The following is a 16,765-nucleotide window of genomic DNA, read 5'->3' as shown; positions in this document are numbered from 1 at the left end:
AAGAATCACCCTATCTTATCCACCAATAATCCCAGAGCCGATAACTTTGCCATAAGCGACTCCAGCTCCGGCGTTGGAATGGACTTACCGCTCAATGCGTCCTTTATGGCGTTTAAATATTCATCCCCTAAAACATCCGATATAATGGATTCATCCACGAGCTTCTTGCTGCTCCAATTAATGCTAATGGTACCCGTCTTGAACGAGGGGCCCGCCCCAGTCACTAACAGCGTGGTGGATGTGCGCCTCACCATGCCATACCTATCCACGTATGCCAGCAGCACGTGGTCGCCACACGGAATCGCTATTTGGGCCAGCCCACCCTTGGCTGCCTCCTCCAGCAGGGATGGATTGACCATTATGGAGTGCTCCCTGCCGCATTTGGGGCATTTGACCCTGGTCTCGGACTGCATTGCTCCAGTAATATAAAATCAATATTAATAAGGTTTTGCAGTCAAATTGCTATATCTATTGACCATCCTAACTATTTCGCCCAATATTCCCGCCACCTCCCTCTGATCCATGTTTATCAAAGACGTCTTGAACACCGCTATTGGATCCATAATGGAGGGCAGCGTCGATATTATTATGTCCGGATCAACCAGTTCTATATCCATCTTGTTAACCACCAGGAACTTGGGTTTGCTCGATATCCCCATGTCTATCATCTTGGAGTACCAATATGTTAAGTTGGAGAACGTCGCCATGTCGGAGGCATCGGCGAACATTATTATGACGTCCACATCGAAATTCAGCTTGCTTATGCTCTCGAACAATTCCCGCTGACCAGGGAAGTCATACACCACCACGTCGGTTCCATCCACGTTCAACCTATAGACCTCCAGTTTAGTAGTGGCTCCCTCGGATTCCCCGAGACCCATTATTCTCCGTATGAACGTAGTTTTTCCAACGCCCCCATCCCCTAATAACGCCACCCTCACGGATGCAAATCATAGAATGCAAATATAAAAATTTTATGATGGTCAACCGATTAAATAATTTATAATATATAATATTATATGGATCTATAGCCCGTTGACAAGCACATGAAGGACCCAACCTATCCCTTCCTCTTCTCAGAGGCCGTAAAATCGGGACGAACGCCAAACCGATTCACGCCAACACTTATCAGCCCTAAAAGATGGAACTTATCCTCATCTACTCAAGCCGAAAATCGAGGCGTGGCGAAGCAATCCCAGCAAAACCGCGTCGCCTCAATTGAATGAACTACTCAACCCAAGTACTACTCACCCTCAACTGCTATACCTGCAACGATCACACGGAGAGGGGCACGCACCTTATTATCCTCACCACTGCCCGCACGTCCTCAGCCGTTATTGTTTTCCTATTAGCGTGCTTCGACATCTCTATGCTTCTATTGGCCAGATCATAGGCTATGGATTCCAATATATCGCGCAGGGCTTGCACGGCATCCTCCCCAACGCGCTCGGCACCGGCCTTCTTGAATATCCTGTCCACGGGCGCAAGCGGTATTTCCGGCATGACCAGACTCGACCAACTCAACGCTTTAAACCTATTCTTTAGCTCCACGAAGTAATTCCTGCCCAAATCCAAAAACATCTATCGCGTAATAAACAACGACGAATGGCCAATAGCGGCTCCATTATTTAACGCCATGGTAAACGAAGAACGACTCCAAGGCGCTGAAGGCCAACGCCCCTTGCTTTCACGGTTCACGCTAACCTTCCGGTGAATTAACGCCGCCCTGGGCACTGGATGAGACGCGGGCCAGATCCACGTCCTCCAGCCTATAGGTTATCGATCTTAGCCTGGTCTTTGCAAGGTAAAACATCTTGCCGCAATTATCACACCTACACAGAATTATATGGGTAGTGAAGAATCTGGGGTTATTCATGAATCTATCACTGACGAACTCAACCATGCTCCAAGTGGGCAACCCGCAATATGGACACGCTACCGCGGTAGTCATTTCAGAGAAAGCGGAGGCACCGATTTATAAAACTTAGCAAACCCCAACCAGGGCACCCGGGTTTTAGAATTAATTAAGCCCATAATTGCTTGCGATTAGGGAGCTGTCGGGGCTAATCGCGACTAGGGTTTACGAGACGATCACAATTTATTTTCGAGGGCTCCTTAATCTCAAAAAATTAAATCAAGGCAAGATGGGGGACATGCATGTTGGAGATAGATGGATCCATGGGAGAGGGAGGGGGTCAAGTGCTGAGAACCGCCGTGGCACTATCAGCAGCGATGGGGGTTCCAGTGAGAATACGAAACATACGGGCTAAGCGCGGTAATCCAGGGCTTGGAATGCAGCACTTTACTGCAGTGACTGCCGCGGCAGAGATAAGCAATGCAGAGGTAAGTGGGCTTCGTGTTGGATCAACCGAGCTAACGTTCAAGCCAGGCAGCATATCGTGCAGGAATCGATCGTTCGACGTGGGAACGGCTGGAAGCGTTTCCCTGGTAATACAGACGGTTTTGCCCATACTGGCCGCCGCCGGATGTGAATCCACAATCGAGATAAAGGGGGGAACCGACGTCCCCATGGCTCCTCCCATAGATTATATGGCGAACATAGTCATCCCCAACCTTCGGTTGATGGGCATAGAGACCTCAATAAGAGTGAGGCAAAGAGGCCATTACCCCAGGGGTGGGGGGTTAGTAGAGCTATCAATACATTCATCCAAGCCACGCGGTTTATCCCTTGGGGACTCCCAACTGGAGCGGATAGGGGGGATCTCGCATGCAACGGAGTTGCCTAGACATGTAGCGATCAGGCAGGCAAACGCCGCCTCCCGTGCATTGACGGAGTTGGGCACGCGGGTAGATATAGGCGTGGAGGTAAGCAGAGGACTTGGGGCGGGCAGTGGAGTCGTGGTGTGGGCATTATTCAGCGATGGCCACAGAATGGGGGGAGACTCCCTGGGAGAGCGGGGAAAGCCAGCCGAGCAAGTGGGGATGGAGGCTGCGAGGAGGCTGATCGAGGCCGTGAGAAGCGGCGCTCATTTTGATCCAAACATGGGAGATATGCTGCCCACCTACGCTGCATTGAGCGGCGAGAAGAGCAGATACACGGTGTCCCAAGTGACTGCTCACTTGGTCACCAACGTAGAGGTGGTGAAGCTAATGGGAGTGGATGCACGGCTTGATCTAGGACGTGGAATGGCCGAAGTCATCATTTGGCCTCATCTATGAAGCCCATTATCCCATCGCCGTTGCCCCCAAGTCTCTCCTCACTGGACTTGTCGCTATACTTCGTTGTCAACACCTTCCTGACGGAGGATACGGTCTTCTCGCTTACGCCATTTATTCGACTCCAAGCCTCAAAGTTATTTAATGCCTCAAGCGGGGAGCCGAACTCCATTAATATCTTCTCGGCCCTCTTCCCACCTATCCCGGGCAGTGATCCCAGCAATTGAGTTTGAAGTTCGCGGATTGTCTCCCCCTTTCGTATTGTCACTGTCTTTATGGACTTATTCTCATCTACCTTGGCCAGCGAGAATATCATATAGGCGCTCAATGAGGCGTTTGCCGAGTAAAGTATCCTAATTCCCATTTTGTTCAGCGCCACCATGGCGCCAGCAACGGAGTGGGAATGAATGCTTCTCTTGGAGGTGGCACGCCATGGATCGCCCTCTATTAATATTATGGGGTTCTGGTAGTGCTCCGCTAACCTCCTTGCTTGATCGAATAACCGCCCGTCTATTATGGAGTTGATGAAGTCCATGGCCTTCTTCCGCTCTATCACGGTTGTGCTGGAGACCACGTAGTCCCCCACCTCTATGGTTTTCTCGATCACAGTGCAGCCGAGCCGCTTCAATTCATCCACGACGTCCACAGCCGTCGCATGCTCCCTCGAATCCACCACGACGCTGCACTGCATGCAAGCTAAAGCGGAGGCAGGGAAATAAATAAATCGCTTAGCTGTTGTTAGGCTTAGGTACTGGAAAGTTTCAAGCAACTTAGGGTAGGTGCACTTCGGACAGCCACAGATATAAAAGTTTTTAACGCTAGACGTGATCGAATAGATAATGGAGGTTCAAGAGGAGCGACTTAGGTATCATGAAGTCATAGATGGCAAGCTAAGGATAAGGATAGACACCAGGGCCGATCTACTTAGGTCAAAATACGGCGTGTATGGCCACGCCACGGTGGAGCTATGCCATTGGAGCAAGTCCGCCCTATCGGGGGGGCCCAGCTGCTATAAGTATAAATTCTATGGAGCGCCTGTGGGCGGCTCGCATAGGTGCGTTGAGTTCGGGCCTGTGGGGATGACTTGCAGCAATAGGTGCGTGTATTGCTGGAGACCTACCGATTCATTTGATACCCTGTCGCCGCGGGAGGAGGAAGTAATGGATCCCGAGGAGCTCCTGAATGGAGTGATGGCTGAGAGAAGAAGGCTGTTGTCCGGCTACTTCGGTCACCCGGAGGGGCGGAAGAGAATCAAGGAGGCACTGGAACCCACGCACTTCGCCATCTCCCTCTCAGGCGAACCCACCTTGTACCCCAAGTTAGCCGGCTTGATAAGGCTGATCAAATCCATGCCCAACACGCGATCCATATTCGTGGTTACCAATGGAGAACACCCGGAAGCAGTGGAGAAGCTGGCCGAGGAGAACGCGTTGCCCACCCAGCTATACCTTTCCTGCAACGCGCCAAACAAGCAATTATTCAATAAAATAAACGTGCCCGTAATGAAGGGCGAAGGCGCTTGGGAGGCTTGGCTCAAGACCTTGGACATGCTGCCGAAGCTGAACACGAGGACCGTGGTCAGGATAACATTGATAAAGGGATGGAACACAGAGCCAGAGCACATACCTGAATTCGCCGAGTTAATGAGGAGGGGGAGCCCGCACTTCATAGAGGTGAAGTCATACATGCACCTGGGCCACTCCATATATAGATTGAGCAGGGATAATATGCTGAGCCACGATGAGGTCAAGGAGTGGGCCATGAAGCTACTGAAGGAGGTGGGAGATATGTATGAATACATGGATGAAGACGCGAACTCCAGGATAGTCGTGCTTCAAAATAGGAAGAGGAGAGTAGATAGGTGGATAGAGAAGCCCGCCTCCTCCCCTTCATATTCCCAGTAAAACTATAATCTGGCCGGTTGCGCTATGGGCACAGTTTCCTCGCGTATCCCCTCCTTGGTTATTATCATTAAATCAACGCCATCGCCGGAGACCGCGTCCCTATAGCTTGCCTCCCTTATGGCATTTATCGCTATCATCCTCGCATCATTTACGCTCAATCCCTGCTTATAGCTAGTCTCTATTATTCCTATGGCAGTCCTGGCACCCGTGCCCAGCGACGCGAAGTCGTCCTCAATCAACGCGCCCGCCGCATCCAAGACTATCAAGTGGGGGCCTGATTCATCCACTCCGCCAACCATAGCCTCCACCAAGAACGGCATATATCTATTCTGGAACAAGACTTGACTGAGGAACTTCGCCACCGCTCTAGTGCTGGCAGGCCTCTTCGCCTCCATTTCATGTATGGATATGTTCGCCCTGACCAGCTTCGAAATCACCTGCATGTCTGCCAATACTCCAGAGGACACCAAGCCAACGTTGTCCGTTACCTTGAATAATTTCTTGCCAGACTTACTGAGAAGGTAAAACCCATACGCAACCCTCTTCTCCGACGCCAGCACTACGCCGTCCACGGCCTTTATGCCCACCGACGTTCCCGTTATTATCTCGTACTCACTCATGCTTAAACCGCATAAGTGAATGTATTTAAATTTAGGCTCCTGGTTCACTCTCGATGTCAGTCAACGTACCCTCATCCAAGGAATTAATAAAGGCGTTTATGGATAGATATAAGACGGCGGAGGCCAGGTACAGGCGGCGCGGCGTTGAAGCAATGCGGAACCTGGAGGCGGTTAGAATCAAGAAATCCTCCGATTACGTGGCGAGGAAGCTGAGGGAGGCGGCCACATCAATGCCCTTCTTGAATGATTTACATGCATTCCACAAGGAACTGCTGCTCCTCAATATAAGCGAGGCAGAGTATAGGAGGGCGACATCCAAGGTATTCAATGCATCGAGGGCTGTCAAGTCCATACGAAGGGAGGCTCTAATGATGATAAAGGGAGCCGCCGGCAAGGGCGATATAATAAAGGCGAGGCGGCGATTCATGGCCAGGATGATAGATCTATTGAACGATCTATCCAAGGAGTTGGATGAGCTCAGAATGCTGGGACCCCATATAAGATACATGCCTAGCATAAACGTAGGTCTCCCCACAATAGTGGTAGCCGGCATGCCCAACACGGGGAAGAGCAGCTTCGTGGCGTGCGTATCCACCGCTAAGCCGGAGATCGCCGACTACCCCTTCACCACTAAGAAGATAATAGTGGGCCACGTAAAACTGTTCGGCGACTTCTCAGTGCAAGTGCTGGACACGCCCGGCCTGCTAGACAGGCCGCTGAGCGAGAGAAACAAGATAGAGCTGCAAACAATATTGGCGCTGAGACACTTGGCCCACGTAATAATCATGATAATCGACCCAACCCCCCACAGTGGAAACTCCCTGGAGGAGCAGTTGAGGTTACTGGAGGAGATACGCGGGGCGTTTAAGTCGCCCATAATGGTTGTGCTAAACAAGGTAGATATAGCCGCTGATGAAGAGGTTAGGAGAGCGGAGGCAGCATTGGGGGGAGCCCCATATAAGGTAGCCGCGGCTAAGTGCTTGGGAACCAACGACGTTATTCAAGATGCGATCGATAAGTACGTGATGCCCAAGCTGAGTCAGGGCACCACAGTGTAATACATCCTCTTCCTACCCCTTCCCCTGTTCTCCACCTTAATTAATTCTATCCTGCCTATTTCCCCGGTGTTCTTCACGTGAGGACCACCATCTGCCTGTATATCTATTCCAGGTATCTCTACTATTCTCAACTTATCCTCCCTCCCCGGCGGTAACCTATTGGCCAGCTTCACTATTCCCGGTATTCTGCTGGCCTCCTCCCTGGATAGCCAGTAAACCTTGACCTCCAGTCCCCGGGACGCGATCATATTGGCGGCCCTGATCACCTCCTCCGCCTCCTCCTTGTCTAACTTATCCACGCCGAAATCATCCTTAGCATAATCAGGCTGTATATCGCCCCCGGTGATCAAGGCATTGTGTTTGCTATACATTATAGAAGCTATTATATGGGATGCCGTGTGCAATCTCATCAATCTATGCCTCCGCTCCCAATCCAGCCTCACCACCACCTTATCCAGGCGCGATAGGTTGGGCTCCCTATCCAGGACGTGTATCACGTCGCCGCTCTCCTTATCTTGAATCGCATCTATTATCGAGTACTCCTCCCTTCCTATTATCTTGCCTGTATCATGAACGACGCCGCCGCCCGTTGGGTGTATTACCGTGGAGTCCAGCACCACGTTCTTCCCCTCAACTTTAACCACCCTAGCCTCGGCCTCCCGCAAATAACTATCCCTTTGATATAAGTGGACGGTCATGGTATTTACTTATGCCGAAGCATATATATACTTAGCGCGATGAATGTATAATATTAATGCCATTATCAAAATTGACCATTCTTAATCCTTATTATTCAAGGAAAGTATCTTCTGAACTATTCTGGTGGTGCTGCATAAATCGCATTTTGCCTCCTCCTTGGCTCTAAGCACCCTTGCGTTAATTCCCCTTCTCTCCAGCTCGCGCGCTATCTGCGACTCATCGAAGGGCTGATTAGGGCCCAGCAGTATTATGTCCGGTTTTTCCTCCTCAACTACCTTAAACATATCGCCCTCATAACCCACCCTAGCCCTCTCCACATATTCGATGGAGCCAACCATGAAGGCCCTCTGATCCTCCGGTATTATCGGTCTCCTCCTCTTTATCCTCTCCACAGTTGAATCCCTCGACACCACGGCAATAACCCTACCCAACTCCCAAGCCTGCTTCAAATAAAGGACGTGCCCTGGATGAAGAAGATCAAACGTGCCCGCGACGAATACCTTAGATCTAGCTGGCGCAGTCAATTGACTTGGGGTCAACCACCTAATATCCATGATGCCCATCATACGCAATGCATCCAATAGCCCCTCGGCGTAGGAGGCCGTGGAGATGGCCGTGGCATAATCGCCCTCCTTAAAATAATGCTTGCTATCTTTCAGGTATGCCTTAGCTGCCTCCACTACCTCCGCTACTCTCCCATCAATCGGCCTTCCTATTTGATCCAATGCCTGCTCAACATTTCTTATATATATTGATGCCCTTGATGCAAGATCGTTTACATTCATTTAAGCTGGCTTCAATGCTATGTGTTTTAAACTTGACCCTACTCCTTTATTACTTCCAGCGATATGAATGTCTTCGTGTCCTCCACTCCCTCCATAGTGCTGAGCACTCGCAGTAAATCATTCACATGCGCCTCCCGGGTTATCAGTATTAAGTCGTACTCCCCTGAAACCCTGTAGGCCTTTTCAACTGGCAATTCCTTTACTTTCTCATAGACTTGAGGTCTATACTTCGGGGTCGCCTTTATCATGACGACGGCCTCGGCCGTGCTCAGCTTCAAAACCTTGAGTGTCTTTTCAGTTATATCGACGAATTCCCTTCCCGTCCTTATCAAGCCCAAATCCTTCAATTTCTTTAAGTGAACGCTCAACGCTTGCCTGGTCATGCCCAAATCCCTCGCTATCTCGTCTTGATCGGCATACACCGTGTACACCTTTAGCGGCTGAGCCCTCTTTAACAGATACTGAAGTATTTGTATCTGCCTTTCCGTGAGTTCCCTCTCTATTTCGGCCGGAGTTAATTCATACGTTCTCTGCACTGCCATACTTACCTTGAAAAATAACATAATTGACCAGTATAAATACTTATTGTTTCTAGTGATCCATAAGACCGGCCAATTGCAATACCTTTTATAAGACGACTATATTATTTTTCCTTGAATATAATTTACTCCTACGCCCGATCAAATTAAAATTCTCGAAATGAACCCCTTAAAAACGTTGCGTAAAAACAGAGATAATTCAATCGATGCATGCAAGGAATTGCGTCCAATGCCATATATTAGATCAAGGCGAGCCTGGATGAGTTAATGTCCTCCACGTCACTGATCCAAACATTATTTATGGCATTGCTCTATCCTATGACTATTGATTGGTAAAGTCTACGTGAGGTTTCTATTATAGAACTGGAAATAATGGATAAATTTTAATAATTATTATTTACTATGTTATACAATGAAAATATGGAAACCCAGCAAGGATAACTTATCCGAGAGCAATGTGGCCAGATTCATGGTTGAAGAAAAACAGAAAGATCTTGATGAATTCATAGAATCGACCTACTCCAGACCGGAATGGTTCTGGGATAAATTCGTCAATATCATTGGAATAAAATGGAACAGGAAATATAGCAAGGTGCTTGACCTCTCCAAAGGCAAGCCATGGGCTCGTTGGTTCATTGATGGAAAGCTCAACATAGCGGATCAATTGATGGATGGATCGGATATTTTGATTAAGTGGGAAAACGAGCTCGGCGATTCAATCCAATGGTCATATTCGTATGTTCTCTATAGAGCCAGGGCAGTTAGCAGTTGGCTTCATAGAAATGGCCTTAGAAGGGGAGACAGGGTCGCCATATATATGCCCATGATCCCCGAGATAGTGCCCATATTCCTAGGAATCATAAGGGCTGGAGGGGTGGTGGTACCGCTATTCAGTGGCTTTGGCCACGGCGCAATAAGGACCAGGCTGGAGGACTCCGAGACCAAATTCGTCTTCGCCTCGGACTCATCGATTAGGAAGGGAAAGCAAGTCGATATGTTAGGCGAATTGAAGAACGGCCTCACATCCACCGTTAAAAACGTCATCCTCCTCAACAGGTCGGGCAAGCGACTGGATGATTATGTCGATGCTGGGGACATGATGAGGACGGGGGGCGATCATGTGGAGGACACGGATTCCGAGGATCCATTGATGATACTCTATACCTCAGGCACAACTGGGAAACCCAAGGGGACGGTTCACACGCATGATGGGTTCCCCATAAAGGCAGCCGCTGATATATACTTCCATTTTGATATGAAGAGGGGAGATACATTGATGTGGGTAACGGATTTGGGCTGGATGATGGGGCCATGGATGATCTTCGGCGGCTACCTACTGAGAGGATCCATCGCGTTGTTCGAGGGCGTGCCCGATTATCCCGGCCCTGATAGGCTATGGGAATTCGTGAATAATAATGAAGTGAATATATTGGGTCTATCCGCCACGTTAATACGGCTGCTGAGATCCGAAGGATCCAAGCCAGCGGTTGACCCCGTCAAGGCTTTTGGAAACACTGGAGAAGCGATAGATCTGGAGAGCTGGGAGTGGCTTTATGATGCTGGGAACGGCAGCGTACCGATAATAAATTACAGCGGCGGCACTGAGGTATCGGGCGGCTTGGTTGGGTGCTACGTGGTGAAACCAATAAAGCCATCATCCTTCAACGGGGCTAGCCCAGGCATAAAGGTAGCTATACTGGATGTGAACGGCAAGCCGGTGCCTCCCAACACGGAGGGGGAGCTCTCCGTGCTCTCCGTATGGCCTGGAATGACGAGGGGATTCTGGAGAGATACCAATAGGTACTTGGAGACATATTGGAGCAAGATTGAGGGGGTGTGGAGCCATGGAGATGGAGCAATGTATGACGAAGATGGATACATCTATATAGTGGGCAGGATTGATGATACCATAAAGGTCGCAGGCAAGAGACTTGGGCCGGCCGAAATAGAGACTATCATAAATTCGAATCCAAACGTGATTGAATCCGCCTGCATAGGTATCCCGGATGAGCTCAAGGGAGAGACCGTCATGTGCTTCGTCGTTCCTCGTCAATGGAGCGGGCTAGAGGAGCTCAAGATAAGGCTGATAGAGGAGGTGGCCAACTCTATGGGGAAGGCATTCGCTCCCCGCGGAGTAGTGTTCGTGAAGGCCTTGCCCAAGACCCGAAATGCTAAGATAATGAGAAGGGTGATTAGGTCTATATATCTAGGCAAGGATCCGGGTGACCTATCGTCTCTGGATAACCCTGACGCCGTGGAGGAGATAAGGAAAGCATTAAAATCTACCTAACCTATCCTGCAATAATTGAAAAATATTATTTGTACTTTTCTGAAAGACTATTTATATAAATCGCTCACCAGAGTTCATGGAAGTACTCCTGCCCAACTCCCAACGTCGCGGCGTAATTACTTCCTGAATCGCTGGTTCCATAGACGTTCTCCGCCGTGTTTGCTCCATAATCGAATGCATGGGGCACTGAGACCAATTTTCCGCCGCTAACGTATTGAAGCGTGTACGTGGCATTATATGACACCGGCATTGCACTGCTGCCTCCTCCAGGTCCTCCAGTGACGAGCTCCGCATCAGCATAGAGCCCACTCGGGAGGAGACTGTATCCTTCAACAGTGTATGTTGCCGACGTGGATGGTACCTTAACGGTAACTGAGTCGTACTTAATCACGCTTCCGCCATAGACGAAATAGAAATTGATGACGGGGTATCCCCTCGATGAGGTGCCCACCGTAACGAAGAGGGATACCGAAAGCGGATAACTGTATGTTATGGTTGATGGATATTCATATGCATAATATGTATATCCCTGGTACGTATACACCTTACCATTACCGCTCACCAACCTTCTATTCAGGTTTGCACTACTAGTGGTTAAGTTCCATATGTTGTCCACTATATTCAATTGATCCGTCGCAGTGTTTATAACGGCAACATCTTGAACCCATAGGTATCTGCTCGAGCCTCCCGATGTGTAGTTCAGCACAACATTAAGTTGAATTGAGTAACTATGCGGATCAGTGGAACTATTTGAATTGAAGTTGGCATTATAAATGGTGAAGTTTCCCATAAATTCATCACTTGAATAGGAATAAGCCACTACTGTGGAACCGCTTTGGTAAGCCCCGTAATCCGTGACTCCCACAGGTGCATGGTCACCACTATACCAGCTGGGGGGCAGAGTGACTTGATAAACAACGTGGTGAGGCCTTACAGGCGGAAACGCAGCAGGGGCTTGGCCAGCCCCGCCTATTTGCATTATTGCTACCAGCGCCGCCACCATGGCGATCGCTGATAGTATATAGATATGCTTTACCGACATACAAGCAGCCCCTCCTTTAAAACTTTTTAAGCATTATCTTAAAAATATAAAGATAAACTATATAGCTCCATTCACATCGCTAAGCCCAAAATTATCTGCGCAGAAAAAGGCAATCACTCAAGCGATGCAGTGCATTTCTAACTGACCTCCCTCCCAGCCATAACGTTCCCTTTATCAACTAGGATATCGTACTGAGCGATCTCGATCAATATATAGATTTGCATTGCGTCATCAATAACCTGCTCCATAGGACGCATACTTTATATAGGCCGACCCACTGGGGTTGCTGGTGGGGATCCGTTGAATCCCTTAATTGAACTAAAAAGCCGCTTAGAAATATCGAAATCAACGGGCAAGAGCGATCCTAGACGCCTGCCCAACCAAGCACGATGATGGGGAAGTGCCGCCGGGGCCGCACCGGCTACCTTCGCTTGGAGGATGGTACCGTATTGATGGGATGCGGCTTCGGCGCTGAGGGGACCAGGATCGGCGAGGTGGTGTTCACCACAGCAATGAGTGGTTACGTGGAGACCCTCACTGATCCATCATATAAGGGGCAGATATTGGTCTTCTCACATCCATTGATCGGGAATTACGGAGTGCCCGAACCGCTTCGGGAGGATGGCGTGTTGCTCAACATGGAATCCGATCACGTGCAGGTAGAGGGGGTTGTCGTGGCTGAGGAGACCATTCCCAGCAAATGGAACTCCAAGGAATCGCTTCATGAATGGCTATCGGATGAGGGGGTGCCCGCCATATCCGGGATAGACACCAGGATGTTAATTAAGAAATTGAGAGAGAATGGAAGCATGATGGGTATCATATCGTCGAACGGAGACGACAAGCCATCCCTTGATTGGAGGTATGATGAAGTGGATTTCACCGACGCCGTCTCTCCCCACAGCATCATAGTGCACGGAAGAGGCGAGAACCGCTTGGCGGTGGTCGACTGCGGAGTCAAGCATGGCATACTCCGCGAGCTGGTGGGCCGGGGCTTCACCGTGGTTAGGGTGCCTTGCAAATCCCCCGTGGATGAAATACTTGCCCTTGAGCCCCAGGGAGTGATCTTCAGCAACGGGCCCGGCAATCCCAATTTACTTCCCGGCTTGGCTAAGACTTTTAGATACATTGCCGAAGAGAAGCTGCCCATCCTTGGAATATGCTTGGGCCACCAAGTGGCGGCCCTAGCTATGGGAGGTAGGGTGAGGAAGATGAAGTTCGGCCATAGAGCAGTGAATAAGCCTGTAGTTGAGGCGAGGACTGGCTCGTGCTTCGTGACAACTCATAATCACGGCTATGGAATGTATGATGATGATGTGCCGCCCAACATGAAGGTGTGGTTCCGCAATCCCGATGATGGGGTAGTTGAGGGGTTAATCCACGAGGAGTTGCCCATATTCACGACGCAATTCCACCCCGAGGCCAGGGCTGGGCCACGCGATGCTTCCTGGATTTTCGATAAATTCGCAAAGGTGGTGCGGAGTGGATGACGTAAGGAAGGTATTGGTGATAGGATCCGGCCCCATTAAGATAGCTGAGGCCGCCGAGTTCGATTACAGCGGTTCCCAAGCGTTGAAGGCATTCAAGGAGGAGGGAATAGAGACCGTGTTGTTGAATCCAAATGTGGCTACCGTGCAGACCAGCAAGAAATTCGCTGATAAGCTATACATGGTTCCAATAACATTGGAGTACGCGGCGAAGGTGATAGAGCGCGAAAGGCCGGATGCGATAGCGATAGGATTCGGCGGGCAAACTGCATTGACCGTGGGAGTGGAGTTAAGCAAGGCCGGCGTGCTCCGCAAGTATGGGATAACCGTTCTAGGCACGCCGATAGATGGAATAGAGAGGGCATTGAGCCGCGAGAAATTCAAGGAAACCATGATTCGCGTGGGCATTCCCGTGCCTCCCAGCGCGGCCGCTAGGACGGAGGATGAGGCGTTGGCTGTGGCACGCCGCATAGGTTTTCCAGTCATGATGCGCGTTAGCTTCAATTTGGGTGGGCGTGGTTCCACCGTTGCGTGGAGCGAGGAGGATCTCCGCCGTAGCTTGGGGAGGGCATTCTCGCAGAGCCACATACATGAGGTTTTAATAGAGAGGTACCTATATCATTGGAGGGAGTTGGAGTATGAGGTGGTCAGGGACTCCCGCGGCAATTCCGTGGTAGTGGCTTGCTTGGAGAACTTGGATCCAATGGGCGTTCACACGGGGGAGTCGGTGGTGATAGCTCCATGCCAGACGCTGGACGATTATGAATATCAAGAGATGAGGAGCAGCGCAATTAGGGTGGCCGAGTCAATAAACTTGATCGGCGAATGTAATGTTCAATTCGCCCTTGATCCAGCGAGCTACTCGCACTACGCCATAGAGACCAATCCCAGGATGTCCAGGTCAAGCGCGTTGGCCAGCAAAGCAACGGGATACCCACTGGCATACATAGCAGCCAAGCTATCGCTCGGCTATTCCCTAGATGAGGTGATAAATAAGGTCACTGGCACCACTTGCTCCTGCTTTGAACCCAGCCTGGATTACGTGGCGATAAAGATACCTCGCTGGGACTTGGGGAAATTCGATCACGTCAATGAATCGCTGGGCAGCGAGATGAAGAGCATCGGGGAGGTGATGAGTCTTGGTCGGTCCTTCGAGGAAGCCATGCAAAAAGCGATCAGGATGCTCAACATAGGAGAGCCCGGCATAGTTGGTGGTTCCATCTATGAATCCAATATGTCGATGGAAGACGCCTTGAATTCATTGAGAGCTAGAAAACCATACTGGCTCCTCTACGCTGCCAAGGCATTCAGGGAGGGAGCCTCCGTAAGGGATGTGGCAAACGCATGCGGCGTCAGCGAGTTCTTCCTCTTTAAGATAAAGGAACTCGTGGATTTTTACGAGGATTTGAAGAAGAGGGGAGTGGATGAGAAGAAATTGATAGAGGCCAAGCGGCTCGGATTCAGCGATGCCCAAATAGCCAAGGCAACGGGCATTGAGGAAGACGACGTGAGGCGGATTAGGAGGAAACTAGGCATAATGCCCAGCATAAAGCAAATAGATACTATGGCGGGGGAGCAACCGGCCTCGACCAACTATCTTTACTTGACATATAATGGAGATGAAGACGACGTAAAACCAAGGGGTGGCCTCCTCATATTGGGGGCCGGCGTCTTCAGAATAGGGGTCTCCGTGGAGTTCGATTGGGGAGTCGTATCGCTGCTGGAGGCCGCGCGCGAATTTCTGGGCGAGGCAGCCATACTCAATAATAACCCAGAGACGGTCTCAACTGATTGGGATGTATCAAGGCTTCTCTTCTTCGACGAGGTGACCGTAGAGAGAATAATAGATATAGTTGAAAAGGGTGGATTCAGTGAGGTGGCGACGCTGGTCGGGGGACAGCTGGGAAACGACGTGGCAAAGCCATTAGAGGATAGGGGAGTCAAGCTGCTGGGCACAGCCGGCCACAGCGTCGACGTCGCGGAGGATAGGGAGAAGTTCTCTAACCTGCTCGACTCGCTGGGTCTCAAGCAGCCGGAGTGGGTGTCAGCGTCCTCCGAAGCCGCCGTGCGCAAATTCGTGGACTCGGTGGGATTCCCAGTATTGGTGAGGCCCAGTTACGTAATCAGCGGGTCCTGGATGAAGGTTATCCATAATGAAGAGGACTTAATGGGCCTGATCAAAAAGATCAGGTTATCCACTGCCAGGCCCATAATTATCTCCAAGTTCATGGAGGACGCCGATGAAGCTGAGATAGATGGAGCCAGCGACGGGAGGGGAGTAATAGGGGTGGTATTGGAGCACGTGGATGAGGCTGGAATCCACAGCGGGGATGCAACCATTACTATTCCCAACAGATCCTTGGGGATGACCACCATTAGTGAAATGAAGCGGGCAGCCTTAATGCTGGCCAGGGAGGTTGACATCCATGGCCCCTTCAATCTACAATTCATTGTGAAAAATAATGAACCCTATATAATAGAACTCAATCTAAGGGCCAGCAGGTCAATGCCGTTCTCAAGCAAGGCCGTCGGCGTCAATCTTATACGCAAATCCATGGAGGCAATAGCGAGGGGGTTATCCACTGATGAATTCGTCGAGCTACGGCCAAAGGCATGGGCGGTGAAGTCGCCGCAATTCTCCTGGTCCCAACTACGCGGCGCATATCCGACATTGGGTCCCGAAATGAGGAGCACGGGAGAAGCCGCTGCCCTGGGCCTTAGCTTCCCCGATGCGCTATTGAAGAGCTGGCTATCCACCCCGCCCAATAGGATGCCTCACAAGAATGGGCGAGTATTAATTTATGGAAAGGGAATGGAGGAGGCGGCCCGGTCTATGGCTAGGACTGGCTACGAGGTGACCACACTGCGGGGAGCCAATGCTTCCGACTGGGCGGAGGAGCTGGGAATCGATGAGGCGGTCAACATGATTAAGGAAGGCAGAGCGGAGCTCATCATGACAAGCGGCGATATGCGCGGACTGGATTATTGGATTAGACGCACGGCCGCTGATCTCAATGTACCCCTGGTGCTAAGCAGTAGGCTTAGCCGCGAGCTGGCCAAGGCGATTGAGCTCGGTGGGCACACCAGCGTCAAGGAGATCGATGAATACTCGCTTTGAATACATTCAGCGTCATGGGTATCCATACCATTATATTCTGGACGAG

At 50.4% G+C, this 16,765-nt stretch carries 16 protein-coding genes; 6 read left to right on the top strand and 10 right to left on the bottom strand.

The genetic code is table 11. The features are described 5' to 3' along the window. Nucleotides 1-5: 5 nt before the first annotated feature. The 4 genes from ACZ5ZS_RS02400 to ACZ5ZS_RS02385 form a co-directional block, all read right to left on the bottom strand. Nucleotides 6-413 carry a hypothetical protein gene (locus tag ACZ5ZS_RS02400; RefSeq protein ID WP_188596291.1) on the bottom strand — a complete coding sequence of 136 codons (408 nt, stop codon included), beginning with the start codon at nucleotides 411-413 and terminating at the stop codon, nucleotides 6-8. A 24-nt stretch (nucleotides 414-437) separates the two neighbouring features. Next, nucleotides 438-941, bottom strand: a complete 504-nt coding sequence (locus tag ACZ5ZS_RS02395) for a Rab family GTPase (protein WP_188596290.1) — start codon at nucleotides 939-941, stop codon at nucleotides 438-440. A gap of 334 nt (nucleotides 942-1,275) precedes the next feature. Further along, nucleotides 1,276-1,581, bottom strand: coding sequence for a histone family protein (locus ACZ5ZS_RS02390; protein WP_229657680.1), 306 nt, complete (start codon nucleotides 1,579-1,581; stop codon nucleotides 1,276-1,278). Nucleotides 1,582-1,699: 118 nt separating this feature from the next. Next, the gene (locus ACZ5ZS_RS02385) at nucleotides 1,700-1,951 is read right to left on the bottom strand and encodes a hypothetical protein (RefSeq protein WP_188596289.1); all 252 of its coding nucleotides are present in this window, start codon (nucleotides 1,949-1,951) and stop codon (nucleotides 1,700-1,702) included. A gap of 206 nt (nucleotides 1,952-2,157) precedes the next feature. Here ACZ5ZS_RS02385 and rtcA point away from each other — a divergent pair, with 206 nt between their 5' ends. Further along, entirely contained in the window at nucleotides 2,158-3,180 is a 1,023-nt protein-coding gene (gene rtcA / locus ACZ5ZS_RS02380; protein WP_188596288.1) for an RNA 3'-terminal phosphate cyclase, read from the top strand. On the opposite strand, the gene ACZ5ZS_RS02375 is transcribed toward rtcA, so the two are convergent. Then, on the bottom strand, nucleotides 3,161-3,868 hold the full coding sequence (locus ACZ5ZS_RS02375; RefSeq protein WP_188596287.1) for an ERCC4 domain-containing protein: 708 nt from the start codon (nucleotides 3,866-3,868) through the stop codon (nucleotides 3,161-3,163). The two genes, rtcA and ACZ5ZS_RS02375, sit on opposite strands and share 20 nt — an antisense overlap. A 148-nt stretch (nucleotides 3,869-4,016) precedes the next feature. Here ACZ5ZS_RS02375 and twy1 point away from each other — a divergent pair, with 148 nt between their 5' ends. Further along, nucleotides 4,017-5,081 carry a 4-demethylwyosine synthase TYW1 gene (gene twy1, locus ACZ5ZS_RS02370; RefSeq protein ID WP_188596286.1) on the top strand — a complete coding sequence of 355 codons (1,065 nt, stop codon included), beginning with the start codon at nucleotides 4,017-4,019 and terminating at the stop codon, nucleotides 5,079-5,081. A 2-nt stretch (nucleotides 5,082-5,083) separates the two neighbouring features. Here the strand turns inward: twy1 and ACZ5ZS_RS02365 are convergent, their stop codons facing one another. Continuing rightward, nucleotides 5,084-5,701 (bottom strand): Ntn hydrolase family protein, encoded by a 618-nt coding sequence (locus ACZ5ZS_RS02365; RefSeq protein ID WP_188596285.1) that lies wholly within the window; start codon nucleotides 5,699-5,701, stop codon nucleotides 5,084-5,086. Between the two features lie 53 nt (nucleotides 5,702-5,754). Between ACZ5ZS_RS02365 and ACZ5ZS_RS02360 the strand changes: the two genes are divergently transcribed. Then, a complete protein-coding gene (locus tag ACZ5ZS_RS02360; protein WP_188596284.1) occupies nucleotides 5,755-6,759 on the top strand; it encodes an NOG1 family protein in 1,005 nt (334 codons plus the stop codon). Here ACZ5ZS_RS02360 and ACZ5ZS_RS02355 read toward each other — a convergent pair. The 3 genes from ACZ5ZS_RS02355 to ACZ5ZS_RS02345 form a co-directional block, all read right to left on the bottom strand. Next, entirely contained in the window at nucleotides 6,741-7,457 is a 717-nt protein-coding gene (locus ACZ5ZS_RS02355; protein ID WP_188596283.1) for an alanyl-tRNA editing protein, read from the bottom strand. The two genes, ACZ5ZS_RS02360 and ACZ5ZS_RS02355, sit on opposite strands and share 19 nt — an antisense overlap. 81 nt (nucleotides 7,458-7,538) lie before the next feature. After that, entirely contained in the window at nucleotides 7,539-8,243 is a 705-nt protein-coding gene (locus tag ACZ5ZS_RS02350; RefSeq protein ID WP_188596282.1) for a DUF357 domain-containing protein, read from the bottom strand. Nucleotides 8,244-8,281: 38 nt separating this feature from the next. Continuing rightward, nucleotides 8,282-8,785 (bottom strand): Lrp/AsnC family transcriptional regulator, encoded by a 504-nt coding sequence (locus tag ACZ5ZS_RS02345; protein WP_188596483.1) that lies wholly within the window; start codon nucleotides 8,783-8,785, stop codon nucleotides 8,282-8,284. Between the two features lie 409 nt (nucleotides 8,786-9,194). Here ACZ5ZS_RS02345 and ACZ5ZS_RS02340 point away from each other — a divergent pair, with 409 nt between their 5' ends. Then, nucleotides 9,195-11,072 (top strand): AMP-binding protein, encoded by a 1,878-nt coding sequence (locus tag ACZ5ZS_RS02340; RefSeq protein ID WP_188596281.1) that lies wholly within the window; start codon nucleotides 9,195-9,197, stop codon nucleotides 11,070-11,072. A gap of 64 nt (nucleotides 11,073-11,136) precedes the next feature. On the opposite strand, the gene ACZ5ZS_RS02335 is transcribed toward ACZ5ZS_RS02340, so the two are convergent. Next, entirely contained in the window at nucleotides 11,137-12,114 is a 978-nt protein-coding gene (locus tag ACZ5ZS_RS02335) for a thermopsin (protein ID WP_188596280.1), read from the bottom strand. A gap of 392 nt (nucleotides 12,115-12,506) precedes the next feature. Here ACZ5ZS_RS02335 and carA point away from each other — a divergent pair, with 392 nt between their 5' ends. Together carA and carB are read left to right on the top strand one after the other, a co-directional pair. Further along, nucleotides 12,507-13,604, top strand: a complete 1,098-nt coding sequence (carA, locus tag ACZ5ZS_RS02330) for a glutamine-hydrolyzing carbamoyl-phosphate synthase small subunit (RefSeq protein WP_188596482.1) — start codon at nucleotides 12,507-12,509, stop codon at nucleotides 13,602-13,604. Further along, a complete protein-coding gene (gene carB / locus ACZ5ZS_RS02325) occupies nucleotides 13,597-16,719 on the top strand; it encodes a carbamoyl-phosphate synthase (glutamine-hydrolyzing) large subunit (RefSeq protein WP_229657678.1) in 3,123 nt (1,040 codons plus the stop codon). The genes carA and carB overlap by 8 nt, the downstream gene beginning before the upstream one ends. Nucleotides 16,720-16,765 lie beyond the last annotated feature (46 nt).

Source organism: Thermocladium modestius, from assembly GCF_055398215.1.
The sequence above is the reverse complement of the archived record's forward strand: the minus strand, read 5'-3'. Positions and strand labels throughout refer to the sequence as shown.

Excerpts from the sequence above, each read along its gene's own strand:
- ACZ5ZS_RS02400 (WP_188596291.1), bottom strand. The coding sequence starts at position 413 with ATGCAGTCCGAGACCAGGGTCAAATGCCCCAAATGCGGCAGGGAGCAC.
- ACZ5ZS_RS02390 (WP_229657680.1), bottom strand. The coding sequence starts at position 1,581 with ATGTTTTTGGATTTGGGCAGGAATTACTTCGTGGAGCTAAAGAATAGG.
- ACZ5ZS_RS02385 (WP_188596289.1), bottom strand. The coding sequence starts at position 1,951 with ATGACTACCGCGGTAGCGTGTCCATATTGCGGGTTGCCCACTTGGAGC.
- rtcA (WP_188596288.1), top strand. The coding sequence starts at position 2,158 with ATGTTGGAGATAGATGGATCCATGGGAGAGGGAGGGGGTCAAGTGCTG.
- ACZ5ZS_RS02375 (WP_188596287.1), bottom strand. The coding sequence starts at position 3,868 with ATGCAGTGCAGCGTCGTGGTGGATTCGAGGGAGCATGCGACGGCTGTG.
- twy1 (WP_188596286.1), top strand. The coding sequence starts at position 4,017 with ATGGAGGTTCAAGAGGAGCGACTTAGGTATCATGAAGTCATAGATGGC.
- ACZ5ZS_RS02365 (WP_188596285.1), bottom strand. The coding sequence starts at position 5,701 with ATGAGTGAGTACGAGATAATAACGGGAACGTCGGTGGGCATAAAGGCC.
- ACZ5ZS_RS02360 (WP_188596284.1), top strand. The coding sequence starts at position 5,755 with ATGTCAGTCAACGTACCCTCATCCAAGGAATTAATAAAGGCGTTTATG.
- ACZ5ZS_RS02355 (WP_188596283.1), bottom strand. The coding sequence starts at position 7,457 with ATGACCGTCCACTTATATCAAAGGGATAGTTATTTGCGGGAGGCCGAG.
- ACZ5ZS_RS02350 (WP_188596282.1), bottom strand. The coding sequence starts at position 8,243 with ATGAATGTAAACGATCTTGCATCAAGGGCATCAATATATATAAGAAAT.
- ACZ5ZS_RS02345 (WP_188596483.1), bottom strand. The coding sequence starts at position 8,785 with ATGGCAGTGCAGAGAACGTATGAATTAACTCCGGCCGAAATAGAGAGG.
- ACZ5ZS_RS02340 (WP_188596281.1), top strand. The coding sequence starts at position 9,195 with ATGAAAATATGGAAACCCAGCAAGGATAACTTATCCGAGAGCAATGTG.
- ACZ5ZS_RS02335 (WP_188596280.1), bottom strand. The coding sequence starts at position 12,114 with ATGTCGGTAAAGCATATCTATATACTATCAGCGATCGCCATGGTGGCG.
- carA (WP_188596482.1), top strand. The coding sequence starts at position 12,507 with ATGGGGAAGTGCCGCCGGGGCCGCACCGGCTACCTTCGCTTGGAGGAT.